The 13,554-nt window shown below is 36.7% G+C and carries 12 protein-coding genes; 6 read left to right on the top strand and 6 right to left on the bottom strand.

Annotated features, from left to right (window positions below):
• Positions 1 to 2: 2 nt before the first annotated feature.
• The 4 genes from EKL98_RS08995 to EKL98_RS08980 form a co-directional block, all read right to left on the bottom strand.
• Positions 3 to 1,307: an amidohydrolase family protein gene (locus EKL98_RS08995; protein ID WP_126562103.1), complete on the bottom strand. Its 1,305-nt coding sequence runs from the start codon at positions 1,305 to 1,307 to the stop codon at positions 3 to 5.
• 153 nt (positions 1,308 to 1,460) lie between these two features.
• On the bottom strand, positions 1,461 to 2,090 hold the full coding sequence (locus tag EKL98_RS08990) for a bifunctional nuclease family protein (RefSeq protein WP_126452972.1): 630 nt from the start codon (positions 2,088 to 2,090) through the stop codon (positions 1,461 to 1,463).
• Between the two features lie 138 nt (positions 2,091 to 2,228).
• Positions 2,229 to 3,209 (bottom strand): electron transfer flavoprotein subunit alpha/FixB family protein, encoded by a 981-nt coding sequence (locus tag EKL98_RS08985; RefSeq protein ID WP_126457448.1) that lies wholly within the window; start codon positions 3,207 to 3,209, stop codon positions 2,229 to 2,231.
• Positions 3,210 to 3,312: 103 nt separating this feature from the next.
• Positions 3,313 to 4,059, bottom strand: coding sequence for an electron transfer flavoprotein subunit beta/FixA family protein (locus EKL98_RS08980; protein ID WP_126452978.1), 747 nt, complete (start codon positions 4,057 to 4,059; stop codon positions 3,313 to 3,315).
• Between the two features lie 224 nt (positions 4,060 to 4,283).
• Here EKL98_RS08980 and EKL98_RS08975 point away from each other — a divergent pair, with 224 nt between their 5' ends.
• From EKL98_RS08975 to EKL98_RS08955, 5 genes are all read left to right on the top strand, one after another.
• Positions 4,284 to 5,351, top strand: a complete 1,068-nt coding sequence (locus EKL98_RS08975) for a pyruvate dehydrogenase complex E1 component subunit beta (protein WP_255416277.1) — start codon at positions 4,284 to 4,286, stop codon at positions 5,349 to 5,351.
• A gap of 221 nt (positions 5,352 to 5,572) precedes the next feature.
• Positions 5,573 to 8,059: a DUF5686 and carboxypeptidase-like regulatory domain-containing protein gene (locus EKL98_RS08970; RefSeq protein ID WP_126562102.1), complete on the top strand. Its 2,487-nt coding sequence runs from the start codon at positions 5,573 to 5,575 to the stop codon at positions 8,057 to 8,059.
• A gap of 99 nt (positions 8,060 to 8,158) precedes the next feature.
• Positions 8,159 to 8,761, top strand: coding sequence for a DNA-3-methyladenine glycosylase family protein (locus tag EKL98_RS08965; RefSeq protein ID WP_126562101.1), 603 nt, complete (start codon positions 8,159 to 8,161; stop codon positions 8,759 to 8,761).
• Between the two features lie 107 nt (positions 8,762 to 8,868).
• Positions 8,869 to 9,399, top strand: a complete 531-nt coding sequence (locus tag EKL98_RS08960) for an inorganic diphosphatase (protein ID WP_126452987.1) — start codon at positions 8,869 to 8,871, stop codon at positions 9,397 to 9,399.
• Between the two features lie 112 nt (positions 9,400 to 9,511).
• The gene (locus EKL98_RS08955) at positions 9,512 to 11,971 is read left to right on the top strand and encodes a sodium-translocating pyrophosphatase (RefSeq protein ID WP_126562100.1); all 2,460 of its coding nucleotides are present in this window, start codon (positions 9,512 to 9,514) and stop codon (positions 11,969 to 11,971) included.
• 70 nt (positions 11,972 to 12,041) lie between these two features.
• Here EKL98_RS08955 and EKL98_RS08950 read toward each other — a convergent pair whose 3' ends face one another.
• Together EKL98_RS08950 and EKL98_RS08945 are read right to left on the bottom strand one after the other, a co-directional pair.
• A complete protein-coding gene (locus tag EKL98_RS08950) occupies positions 12,042 to 12,410 on the bottom strand; it encodes a helix-turn-helix domain-containing protein (protein ID WP_126562099.1) in 369 nt (122 codons plus the stop codon).
• A 3-nt stretch (positions 12,411 to 12,413) separates the two neighbouring features.
• Positions 12,414 to 12,710, bottom strand: a complete 297-nt coding sequence (locus EKL98_RS08945) for a type II toxin-antitoxin system HigB family toxin (protein ID WP_126562098.1) — start codon at positions 12,708 to 12,710, stop codon at positions 12,414 to 12,416.
• Positions 12,711 to 13,058: 348 nt separating this feature from the next.
• Here EKL98_RS08945 and EKL98_RS08940 point away from each other — a divergent pair, with 348 nt between their 5' ends.
• Positions 13,059 to 13,493 (top strand): DNA methyltransferase, encoded by a 435-nt coding sequence (locus tag EKL98_RS08940; protein WP_126562097.1) that lies wholly within the window; start codon positions 13,059 to 13,061, stop codon positions 13,491 to 13,493.
• Positions 13,494 to 13,554: the final 61 nt, after the last annotated feature.

The following is a 13,554-nucleotide window of genomic DNA, read 5'->3' as shown; positions in this document are numbered from 1 at the left end:
TTCTATTGTGCGGTAAGCGGTTGTTCGTTTTTATATACTTTTCCGTCCTTCATTACAAATACGACCTTTTCCAGAGTTTTGATCGCATTCAAAGGATTTTCATCCACTGCAATGATGTCTGCCAAAAAGTTTTCTTTGATTTGACCTGCTTCATTTTCAAGCCCTAATAACATAGCATTCGTAATCGTTGCTGATTGTATCGCGGCTAATGCAGGCATTCCGGCTTCAACCATATACCCAAATTCTTTTGCATTTGTACCATGAGCAAAAACGCCGGCATCAGTTCCAAAAGCAATTTGGACTCCTTTTTTATACGCCTTGGCAAAAGTAGCTTTCAGTTGTGGGCCAACTTCTCTGGCCTTTGGAACTACTATGTCAGGATAAAAACCAGTAATTTCTGCATTTTTTTCTACTTCTTTTCCAGCCGTTAAGGTAGGAACTAAATAAGCATCGTATTTTTTCATTAATTCCATTGTCTCTTCACTCATAAAGGTGCCGTGCTCAATGGTTTTTATACCGCCCAATATGGCTCTTTGCATTCCTTCGTCGCCATGGGCATGGGCAGCGGTGAGCATGTTGTAATCTTTGGCTGTTGTGGTGATGGCTTTAATTTCCTCTAGAGAGAACTGCGGATTTTTACCGCTTTTTGCCACGCTCAAAACACCACCTGTAGCTGTAATTTTAATAACATCAGCTCCTTCTTTATAACGCTCTCTCACTGCTTTTACTCCTTCTTCTGGAGAATTGATTACGCCTTCATGTGGACCTGGATCGCCTACCAGTTTTCGGTTGCTTCCGTTAGTAGGATCTGCATGACCGCCTGTTGTAGCAATTGATTTTCCGGCAGTAAAAATTCGGGGACCTTTTACGATTCCTTTATTGATGGCATTTCTTATGGAGATATTTACTCCGGTTCCACCTAAATCCCTCACCGTAGTGAATCCGGCTAGAAGAGTGATTTCGGCACATCGAACGGCTTGAAATGCAACATCAGCTTCGTTGTCTATATATTTTGACATGTAGCTCTTAGTGTCATGTTCGCCTTCTATGTGAACATGTAAGTCAATAAGACCCGGTAAAACATATTTGTTTTTCAGGTTGATCTCAATGTCTTCAGGCTTGACTTTAGCGATAAAACCCTCTTGTACTTTTGTAATTTTGTTTTTAGAAACAAGGATCGTTTGGTTTGTTAATTCTTTACCTGATAGTGTATTTAAAATTTTTCCACAATGCAGATAATAGTCTTGGGATGAGGCAGCTGAACAAATAAATAATGTTGCGAGAAGTAGAAAGTGGTTTTTTTTCATAGCTTATTTTTATCAATTTTATAAAAGAAACATGGTACTAAGTGTTTTTGGTGAATTTAAGTGTATTTATTCAAAAACAAGCGATTCAATCCTTTGAAATTTAGTAACAATCTGATTTTATTTCAATCCTACGGAAAGTAAAAATGGGTACAATTACAGTTCTCTCTTTGAGATTTCATCTCTAATTTTTGCGGCTTTCTCATAATCTTCGTGCGACACGGCTTGATCTAACAATTCATTTAATTCCGGTAGACTGTGTTTAGAATAGGTTTCTCCGGATTGATTGCTTTCTTCTTCACGACCAAAAGTGTCCGGATTAGAAAGTACATCGTCAATTTCCTGCGAGTCTTTATTAGGATCTAAAGGATTTGATTTTAAATAAATTCCGGCTTTGTCCAGAATGTTTTTGTAAGTGAATATAGGTGCGTTAAAACGCAATGCTAACGCAATGGCGTCTGAAGTTCGGGCATCAATAATTTCTTCAATTTTATCCCTTTCGCAAATGATACTCGAATAAAAAACACCGTCCACAAGTTTGTGAATAATGACTTGTTTGACTACAATGTCAAATCGTTCTGCGAAGTTTTTGAACAAATCATGGGTCAGAGGACGTGGTGGTTTTATTTCTTTTTCCAATGCTATAGCGATGGATTGGGCTTCAAAAGCACCAATGACAATGGGTAATTTTCGTTCTCCGTCAACCTCATTCAAGATTAATGCGTAGGCTCCGTTTTGAGTTTGACTGTATGAAATTCCTTTTATAGATAGTTTAACTAAGCTCATAATTGATGTAATGGGAAAGTACGAGGTACTTTTTTTAATAAAAATTAAGCAGCAATTATAAAAAAGAAATGCTACTTAAAAGCAAAGATACAAATATCTTGTTTTTAAGTAGCATTTAAATTAATGGGATGCTATAATTTATGAATTGTGAGCTTTGAAAGCTTTAAATTTTTCAATTAATTGTGGTACGATTTCAAACGCGTCACCTACAATTCCGTAATCCGCTACTTTGAAAAAAGGCGCTTCGGGATCACTGTTGATGACCACTTTTACTTTAGAAGAGTTGATTCCCGCAATGTGTTGAATCGCTCCTGAAATTCCAATTGCAATATAAAGGTTTGTAGCTACCGGTTTTCCTGTTTGTCCAACGTGTTCTCCGTGAGGTCTCCATCCTAAATCAGAAACTGGTTTTGAACAAGCAGTTGCAGCGCCAAGAACAGTTGCTAACTCCTCTACCATTCCCCAGTTTTCCGGACCTTTCAATCCGCGTCCAGCCGACACTACAATATCCGCATCAGCGATTGAAACTTTTCCAGAAACTTTTTCAACTGATTCTACTTTTACACCAAAATCAGCTTCTCCAATATTTGGGTTAAAATCTTCCTCGGTTAATGTTGAAGGTGTTTCAAAAACCCCATACGAGTTTTTGGCAAGCCCAAGTACTTTTACGTCTGTGGCAATTTCAGTGATATTGAACGCTTTGTTTGAAAAAGCATTTCTTTTTACTTGAAAAGGCGACGTTGAAACTGGTAATCCAACCACATTTGACGCATAGCCGGCTTCTAAAGCTACTGCAACAAGTGAGGAAAGATAAATACTGTCTGTAGTGGATGAAAGTAAAACTAACTTTACGTTTTCTTTTTGGGCGGCTTGTTTGATCACATCAGCGTATGCTTTTGCAGTAAACCCGGATAATTTATCGTTGGTTACTTTTAATACTTTGTCTACTCCGTATTTTGATAATTCCGAAACATCTCCAGCATTTACGGTTACAGCCGTAACAGTGGTTCCTAGACTTTCGGCTACTTTTTTTGCATAGGAAGCCAATTCGAATGCTACTTTTTTAAATTTTCCTCCCGAAGCGTCGGGAGCGTATTCCGCGTATATTAATATTGACATGATTTTTTTATTTTAGTCTTATAAGTTTAAAAGTCTAAAGTCGTAAAGGGAAATTAGTGTAAATTTCTATTCATTTGACTTTTGACATTCCGCTTTATGACAGTTAGATTACTTTTGCTTCGTTGTGTAATAAATTGATTAATTCATCTAAATTGTCAGCAGCAATCAATTTTACGGCTGATTTAGGAGCTGGTTTTTCAAATTTTACTGCTTTTGTATTCACAGCAGCGTCAACAGGCTCCAGTATTGTTAATGCTTTTGTTCTTGCAGTCATGATTCCTCTCATGTTTGGAATACGCAAATCTTTTTCTTCCACCAATCCTTTTTGTCCTCCAATGATTAATGGTAAAGTTGTAGCAACGGTTTCTTTTCCACCATCAATTTCACGAACTGCTTTTACATTAGTTCCATCAACAGTAAGACTTGTACAAGAATTAAGGAAGTTGTATCCTAAAATCCCGGCTATCATTCCAGGAACCATTCCGCCATTATAGTCTAAAGACTCTTTTCCGGCAATGATTACATCGTAACTTCCGTTTTTAATTACTTCAGCAAGTTGTTTGGCTACGAAAAATCCGTCAGTAGGAGTAGCGTTGACGCGAATGGCTTCATTGGCACCTATTGCCAGCGCTTTTCTTAAAGTAGGTTCGGTTTCTGGTCCTCCAACATTCACAACCGTAACGGTTGCGCCTTGTTGTTCTTGGAACCAAATAGCGCGTGTCAAACCAAATTCGTCATTTGGATTGATTACATATTGAACTCCATTGGTGTCAAATTCTGAATCGCCGTTGACAAAGTTAATTTTTGAAGTAGTATCAGGAACGTGACTGATGCAAACTAATATTTTCATACTTATATTTTTTATTATTCGTAATTTCTTTTACAAATTTAAAATATTAATTTGAATAATATACTATGCACGCATAATATTTTACTTAACTACTACGTTTTCGTAGCCCGGACAGCAGCGGCATCCTTCTTGTGGCTCCTTTAGCCACAGGAAGATACAGGGGAGAGCCGGAAATAGCTCCTGAAAATTATCGCTATAAATCCTGAATTAATTTAGAGTAATTTATGCTTTTAAATGATATTAAATATTTATTTTTGCTTTTCGAAAATTATCCTTCGACTGCGCTCAGGAGGACAAAATATAAAAAAAATATGAGAACGATACAATTTAGAGAGGCCATTTGTGAAGCGATGAGTGAAGAAATGCGTCACGATGAGTCCATATACTTAATGGGTGAAGAAGTTGCAGAATATAATGGTGCCTACAAAGCATCTAAAGGTATGCTAGCTGAATTTGGCGAGAAAAGAGTCATTGATACTCCTATCGCAGAGCTTGGTTTTACTGGTATTGCAGTAGGATCAGCCATGAATGGATGCAGACCGATTGTGGAATACATGACGTTCAATTTTTGTTTAGTAGGTATTGACCAAATCATAAATAATGCTGCCAAAATGCGTCAGATGACGGGTGGACAATTTAATGTGCCAATCGTTTTTCGTGGTCCAACAGCTTCGGCAGGACAATTAGGAGCAACGCACTCACAAGCGTTAGAAAACTGGTTTGCGAATACTCCGGGTCTTAAAGTGGTAGTTCCCTCTACGGTTTATGATGCCAAAGGTTTGTTGAAAGCGGCTATTCGTGATAACGATCCTGTGATTTTCATGGAATCTGAACAAATGTATGGGGATAAAGGTGAAGTTCCAGATGGCGAATATGTAATTCCGTTAGGAGTTGCTGATATCAAGCGTGAAGGTACGGATGTGACAATTGTTTCTTTTGGAAAAATTATCAAAGAGGCGCATATTGCCGCTGACGAATTAGCCAAAGAAGGAATTTCTTGTGAAATTATCGATTTGCGAACTGTACGTCCTATGGACTATGAGACGATTTTAACATCGGTTAAAAAAACAAATAGATTAGTAGTTCTTGAGGAAGCATGGCCTTTTGCAAGTGTGGCTTCTGAAATTACCTATATTGTTCAAGAACGTGCTTTTGATTTCTTGGATGCGCCTATTCAACGTATTACGACTGCAGATACGCCAGCGCCGTACTCTCCGGTTTTATTGAAAGAATGGTTGCCTAATGCTGGTGATGTAGTAAAAGCGGTTAAAAAAGTACTGTATAAAAAATAGTCAGTTGGAATCGTTTGATTTGGAATAAGGGCTAATAACCCGTTTTTTAATAATCAATTAATCCTGCGGTCTTAATTAACTATATTTGAAACTTCATCAATTCTTTAATTTGATGAAGTTTTTTTTTGAATGACTATGAAATCGCCATGACAGAAGCTGTCTCAAACACCAATTAAGATCTGGCGATACCATATTCCTACAAAAACAAATATTATCTACATATGAAAAAGAATCTCTTATTGTTTCTGCTTTTGTTGTTGGTCTCAGCAACTACTAGTTTTGCGCAAACAAAAGTGAGTGGTGTTGTGGTTGATAAATCCAACCTGCCCATTCCATTTGCCAATGTAGTTTTCAAAGGTTCCAGTGAAGGAATTGTGACTAATGAGGACGGTAAGTTTTACCTGGAATCCAAAAAAACATATACTACTTTACTCATATCCTCCGTTGGGTTTTCTGAAAAAGAAATTTACTTAGATAAACCGGTAAATTATAATTTCAAAATTCAGTTGAATGAAGCCGAAAGCTTAAACGAAGTAGTGGTTTTTGCCGGAAAAACATCAAAAAAGGACAATCCTGCGCTCGATATTCTGAGGAAAATCTGGGAAAGAAAACGTAAAAACGGGTTGTATCAGTTTGACCAATACCAGATGGAAAAGTACGAGAAAATAGAATTTGATATGAATTCTATTGACAGTGCTTTTATGAAAAGCAAACTTTTTAAAGGGATGGAATTTATATTCGATCAAATGGATACGTCCCGAGTAACCGGGAAAACCTATTTGCCTATTTTTATAAATGAATCACTCCATGATGTTTATGGAGACAACAAATTAAAGAAGGTAAAAGAAAAAATAAAAGCCAATAAAACGTCCGGATTTGATGGGAATCAACAGATTTTATCTTTTGTAAAAGACTTGTATTCAGATTATAATATCTACAATAATTACTTGACTTTTTTTGACAAAAGCTTTACCAGTCCGTTATCTAAAACAGGGATTGATGTCTACAATTATGTACTGAAAGACAGTTCGTATATTGATGATAAATGGTGCTATAATATTGTTTTTTATCCAAGACGAAAAAACGAATTGACTTTCAAAGGAGATTTTTGGGTGAATGATTCCACATTTGCCATCAAGAAAATCAATATGGCAGTGACCAAAAGTGCCAATATCAACTGGGTAAAAGATATTTACTTAGAGCAGGAATTTGAAGTAGTCAGTGACTCGGTTTTCTTGTTGACCAAGGATTATTTGATGTCTGACTTTGCTTTGAACAAAAAAGAAAATTCGAAAGGTGTTTATGGAAAAAGAACTAGTTTTTACCGGAACCATCAGTTCAATACAGAATTGCCTGTTGCTTTTTATAAAGCCGAAGTCAATTATATGGATGACGAAGTCTACAATAAATCCGAGGAATATTGGAATGAAAACCGTTTTGAAAACTTAAGCAAGGATGAATTGGGCGTTTATAAAATGCTTGATACCCTGCAAACCGTAAATAAATTCAAACAATTGTACAGCTTAGTATCCATACTAGGAAGTGGTTATGTGGAGTTTAATAACTTTGATTATGGACCTGTTTTTTCTACATTTGGATACAATGAAGTAGAGGGTGTACGGTTGCGAGTAGGAGGAAGAACCTATTTTGGTCCTAACGATCCTTGGCGCATTCAGGCGTATACTGCGTATGGGTTTGATGATGATAAATTTAAATACGGACTTTCCGGAAAATGGATGGTCGACAAGAAAAATAGGATCATTTTATCCGGCGGAAATAGGCGAGACATTGAACAAATAGGAGCCAGTTTAACTACTACAAATGATGTTTTAGGCCGAAGTTTTGCTTCGTCGTCCGTATTCTCATCTGGCAGTAACGGGAAGTTAACCAACATCAATTTGACTAATGTTGCCATAGAAATGGAGCCAGTAAAAAACTTGACTTTTCAGGCTGGGATTTCGTATCGTACGCTGGAGTCTGCATCGCCTACTTTTAGCCTGGATTATTATACCAACATAGCCAATTTAGCTACTAAAAGTGATGTAAAACAATCCGAAGCGAACATTCAGATCGAGTATTCTCCAAAGCGAAAAACGATTGGTTTTGGGGTTGAAAGAAGCAATGTTGACAGTCCTTTTAGTCGTTTTTTTATTAATTACAGCCATGGATTCAAAGGGCTTTTGAACAGTAATTTCAAATATGACAAAGTACAATTATATTACAAACAGCCTATAGTTATTGGTCCATTGGGGCGAACCAATATTATTATGGAAGTAGGAAAAACTTTTGGAACAGTTCCGTTAGGATTGATAAATGTGATTCCGGGAAATCAAACTTTTTTCACGATTGAAAACACCTTCAGTAATCTTAATTTCTATGAATTTGTATCGGATCAATATGCTACTTTACAGTGGAATCACAATTTCAACGGGCGTCTTTTTTCCAGAATACCGTTCATGCGCAAACTCAATTGGAGAGAAATTATATCCGTAAAAGGGGTTTATGGAAGCATCTCTGATGAAAACAGAGCTATTAATGCTTCGGGTTTAATTTACAATGCACCTGAAAAAGGCTATTGGGAATACAGTGCTGGTATTGGAAATATCTTCAAAGTATTCCGTATTGATTTCGCCTGGCGAGGCAATTATGTCAACGTGCCGGAAACGAATCGTTTTACTGTTAAAGGGTCGTTTGGGTTCAGTTTTTAGGAGCTATTCCGGCTGTACACTATATCTTTTTATAAGGCGAATAAAAATCGCCTTATAAAAAGGATGCCGTTTCCATCCGGGCTAAAAAAACATCAGATTATGCAAGAAGCCATCGACTACCTTTTAGAAAAAGATGCTATTTTCAAAGCAATCATTGAACAATACGGAATGCCTATTATTCCCAAAAGACCGCAAGGTTTTGAGACTCTGGTATTGTTGATTTTAGAGCAACAAGTATCGATAGACTCTGCTAAAGCTACTTTTTTGAAAATAAAAACTACTCTAAAAACGGTAACACCGGAAATTCTTGTTCTCATATCGGATGCTGAGTTTAGGAATCTTGGCGTAAGCCGTCAAAAAACGTCTTATATCAAAGCTTTGGCGACAGCCTTAATAAATAAAGAACTTGATTTAGAAAGTTTGCCAGCCAAAACGGCTCTGCAAGTGCGCGAAGAACTCATCAAAATCAAAGGGATAGGAAACTGGACCATCGATATTTATTTAATGTTTTGTCTGCAAGAGCCTGATTTATTGCCATTAGGCGATATTGCAGTTGTACACACAATCAAGGAATTACTGGATATTCACGACAAAAATGAGATGCAAGTTCATACGTTGAAATGGAGTCCGTATCGCTCTTTTGCAACCTATCTTTTATGGCATCATTATTTAAAGAAAAGAAATAGAACCGTTTTTTACTAAAGTGCTGTTTCTTAAAATTTAATCAACAGATAACATAGATTTTTCATTGTTGAAAGGGATTCTTTACTTATTTTTGCAACCATAAAATATAGAAAAGAAAAACTAAAATGACTGCAGACAAATTAACAACTTTCGATGTTTTAATCGAAATACCAAGAGGAAGTAGAAATAAATACGAATATGATTTCGAAATAAAAAGAATGCGTTTTGACAGAATGTTATTCTCGTCAATGATGTATCCTGCGGATTACGGATTTATTCCGGAAACATTAGCCTTAGACGGCGATCCATTAGATGTATTGGTTTTGGTAAACGAACCTACTTTTCCCGGTTGTGTTATGGAAGTAAAACCCATTGGTGTTTTCCACATGGCGGATGATAAAGGACCGGATGAAAAAGTTATCTGTGTACCGGTTTCAGATCCAATCTGGAATTCATTGAATGATCTGTCAGACATGAATCCACATTTATTAAAAGAAATTGAACACTTTTTTCAAGTGTACAAAGATCTTGAAAACAAGAAAGTAGATGTAGGCGGCTGGGGAGATGTAAATGAAGCCTATGCAATTATCGCAGAGTGTACGGAGCGATTTAATCAAATTGAGAATAAACCAGAGGGATTGTTTAGTATTAAATAATTTTACGTCATAATTTTTACAAAAAAAGCAACATTCTGTTAAGAGTGTTGCTTTTTTTGTTTAAATTCGTTTTGTTACACTATTAATTTTAACCAAAAACCAAACCGAAATTATGAATACAATTATGATTTATTTGCCTATTGCGATGGCATTTATTGGACTGGCATTTATGTTTGCTAAAAGAAAATGGGTATTAAAACAGGATCCGGGTGATGGTAAGATGAAAGAGATTTCGGATTACATTTACGAAGGAGCCTTGGCTTTCTTGAAAGCAGAATATAGGTTGTTGACGTTTTTTGTCATTGGAGCTAGCATAGTTTTAGCCGGAATTTCTTTTTTCGTTCCTACTACACACATATTAATAGTAGTTGCTTTTGTTTTTGGTGCTTTTTTCTCGGCTTTAGCTGGGAACATGGGAATGAAAATTGCAACAAAAACCAATGTTAGAACCACACAAGCCGCCCGTACCAGTTTACCTCAAGCTCTAAAAGTTTCTTTTGGCGGCGGAACCGTAATGGGATTAGGGGTTGCGGGATTGGCTGTTTTAGGATTGACCACTTTCTTTATTTTCTTTTTTCACTTTTTTATGAATGGCGTTTGGACTTCTACTGAAGACATGACCATTGTATTAGAAACATTAGCGGGATTTTCTCTGGGAGCAGAATCAATAGCCTTGTTTGCAAGAGTTGGCGGTGGAATTTACACCAAAGCGGCCGATGTTGGAGCTGATTTGGTGGGGAAAATAGAAGCTGGAATTCCGGAAGATGATCCCCGTAATCCGGCTACAATTGCGGACAATGTAGGGGATAATGTAGGCGATGTTGCCGGAATGGGAGCTGATTTATTTGGTTCTTATGTCGCAACCGTTTTAGCGGCCATGGTTTTAGGAAATTATGTAATTAAAGACATGGGCGGAACTATTCAAGATGCTTTTGGCGGAATAGGACCTATCTTATTGCCAATGGCAATCGCCGGTTTTGGTATTTTATTTTCGATTATCGGAACGATGGTGGTAAAAATTACAGATGATAATGCAAAAGAAGCGCAAGTGCAAAGCGCTTTAAATAGGGGAAACTGGCTTTCAATAGGATTAACCCTTATTGCCTGCTATTTTTTAGTGCAATACATGTTGCCAGAAACCATGAAAATGGATTTTTTTGGAGAAGGAACTAAAGAAATTTCATCCATGCGTGTTTTTTATGCTACAATTGTAGGTTTGGCAGTAGGTGGACTCATTTCGTCAGTAACTGAGTATTATACAGGATTGGGTACAAAACCTGTTATGGCAATTGTTCAAAAATCTTCAACTGGAGCAGGAACAAACGTAATTGCAGGATTGGCAACCGGAATGATTTCTACGTTTCCAACGGTTTTATTATTTGCAGCTGCAATTTGGACTTCCTACGCATTAGCAGGATTTTATGGTGTGGCTTTAGCTGCTTCAGCGATGATGGCAACAACGGCCATGCAATTGGCAATCGATGCTTTTGGACCCATATCGGATAACGCCGGTGGAATTGCTGAAATGAGCGAATTGCCTAAAGAAGTACGCACAAGAACCGACATTTTAGATGCCGTAGGAAATACAACAGCAGCAACGGGAAAAGGATTTGCTATCGCTTCGGCGGCATTAACATCACTGGCTTTATTTGCGGCTTATGTAACTTTTACAGGAATTGACGGAATCAATATTTTTAAAGCACCAGTTTTAGCAATGCTATTCGTGGGTGGCATGATACCTGTAGTTTTCTCGGCATTAGCGATGAATTCTGTCGGGAAAGCCGCAATGGACATGGTGTATGAAGTACGTCGTCAGTTCAGGGAGATTCCCGGAATTATGGAAGGAACCGGAAAACCGGAATATGCTAAGTGTGTTGATATTTCGACGAAAGCTGCATTGCGCGAAATGATGTTGCCGGGAATATTGACAATTGGTTTTCCAATTGCAATTGTTTTGCTTGGCAAATTAGTTTACGGAGACAACAACCAGCTAATCGCCGAAATGTTAGGGGGTTATATGGCCGGAGTTACCGTTTCGGGTGTGCTTTGGGCTGTTTTTCAAAACAATGCCGGTGGTGCTTGGGACAACGCTAAAAAATCTTTTGAAGCGGGAGTTCTTATTAATGGTGAAATGACCTATAAAGGTTCTGATGCGCATAAAGCGGCCATTACTGGCGATACTGTTGGAGATCCGTTCAAAGATACTTCTGGACCATCAATGAATATTTTAATTAAATTGACGTGTTTGATTGGTTTGGTAATTGCACCAATTTTAGGTAGTGGCAATCATACATTGGCTAATAAAGCCGCTTGTTGTGCTGCTTCTGAAATGTGTACTTCAATATCTAAAGAAGAGTGTCTTGCTAAAGGATGTGACAGTAAAACGTGTAGATTTATGAATGCTTCCGCAGCAGTAACTGAAATGGTCTCGAAAAAAGTTACGATAGAAAAAACCAATGTTGATGGAGAAGTAAAAGCGACTATTAAAACTAATATTAACGGAAAAGAAAACATTCAAAGTTTTGAAGGAACTGATGCAGAAGTTCAGGCTAAGATTGATGCTTTAAAGTAATCAATATCTTGTAAATAAAAAATGCCTCGCAATTTAGACTGCGAGGCATTTTTTGTTTGAAATTATAAAATTATTGTTCTAATGCATATTCTTTGATTAAAGTTGAAGCTGGAATGTGGAGTGTTTCTGTTAAAATTCTAATTTGTTTAATAGTTAAAGCTCTTCTACGTTTAAAAATTTCAGTTACTCTAGAGCGACTATTTAAAATGACTCCTAAATCAGCATCTGTAAGTCCGTTTTGTTCCATCATAAATTTAATGGCTTCAATTGGATCTGGTTCAGGAATAGGATAGTGTATTTGTTCATATTTCTCTATAAGAGTGACTAGAATATCTAATTCATCTTCTTCATTGGTATTAGGTTTAGCATCAAAAAGGGTGTTTACTCTTTCTAAAGCTAAATCGTAATCTTTTTCTGTTTTTATAGGATTTATTTCCATTTTTTATAAGTTTTTAATGTCCTTCAAATTGTCATATTCAGGATGAGTTCCAATAAATAAAATATAGACAATTTGTGTTACATAATTAATTTTCACGATTAATCGGTAATGATTGCCACAAATATTGAAAACCACTTTGTTGTTGCCTACAAAATCTGCCGAGCCGAAAATTGATTTTATAGCATTAGAATTGGTGAAATTATTTTTGTCAATAACCTGATACCAAGACAATAATTGTTGTTTTGAACTAGGGTGTTGCTCCCAAAAATGCTGTAAAGTTCTTTTGGCAATTATTCGCATACGTTATTTTGAATGTCAAAGATAGTCGAAAATTCCCTATTTGGGAAAAATATTTTTTTCGTTTTAATCTCATTGAAAAAACTATATTTGCTAAAATAACAAAATATAATATTGAAAAGATAAACAGATAATTTAACAAATAAAAATATAGCGTTTCGCTAAAGATTTCCCCGCTTTCTTAAATCAGCAAAATTTAAAAATGTAGCACTGGGAACTCAAAGCAGAAACGCCTACGGTAAGCGTGGGCGGTTCTCTTTGTTTGTGCTACAAGGGTTTTTGCTGAACCTAAGAAAGTCAAACATGTGGGAATTTAGCCCACGTGTTGTTTTTGGTAAAACCAAAAAATAAATGCCTACACTACATTGGATTGGTAAAGACAAAATCATCAATCATCATCAAGAAGTTCCCTATAAAGTCCTGAACCACGAATATGGTTTTAGCCCCCTAACCCCCGAAGGGGGAACTTCTGGATGTGGCAATATGATTATCAACGGCGATAATCTTGAAGCGCTCAAATCTTTATTACCCAAATACGAAGGAAAAGTAAACTGCATTTACATCGATCCGCCATACAATACCGGAAATGAAGAGTGGAAGTATAATGATAATGTCAATTCTCCACAAATAAAAAAATGGTTGGGAAAAGTAGTGGGAAAAGAAAGTGAGGACTTGACTCGTCACGACAAATGGTTGTGTATGATGTATCCACGATTAAAGTTGCTTCATAAATTATTGGCTAAGGATGGTGTCATTTTTATATCAATAAACACTAGTGTCCACTAAAAAATAAAACAAGTTCTTTGAAATTATTGTAAATCTGTATTTTAAGAGTCATTTTTGAGCG

Source organism: Flavobacterium bomense, assembly GCF_003970355.1.
Note: the sequence above shows the minus strand (reverse complement) of the source record. Positions and strands in the feature narration are given on the sequence as shown.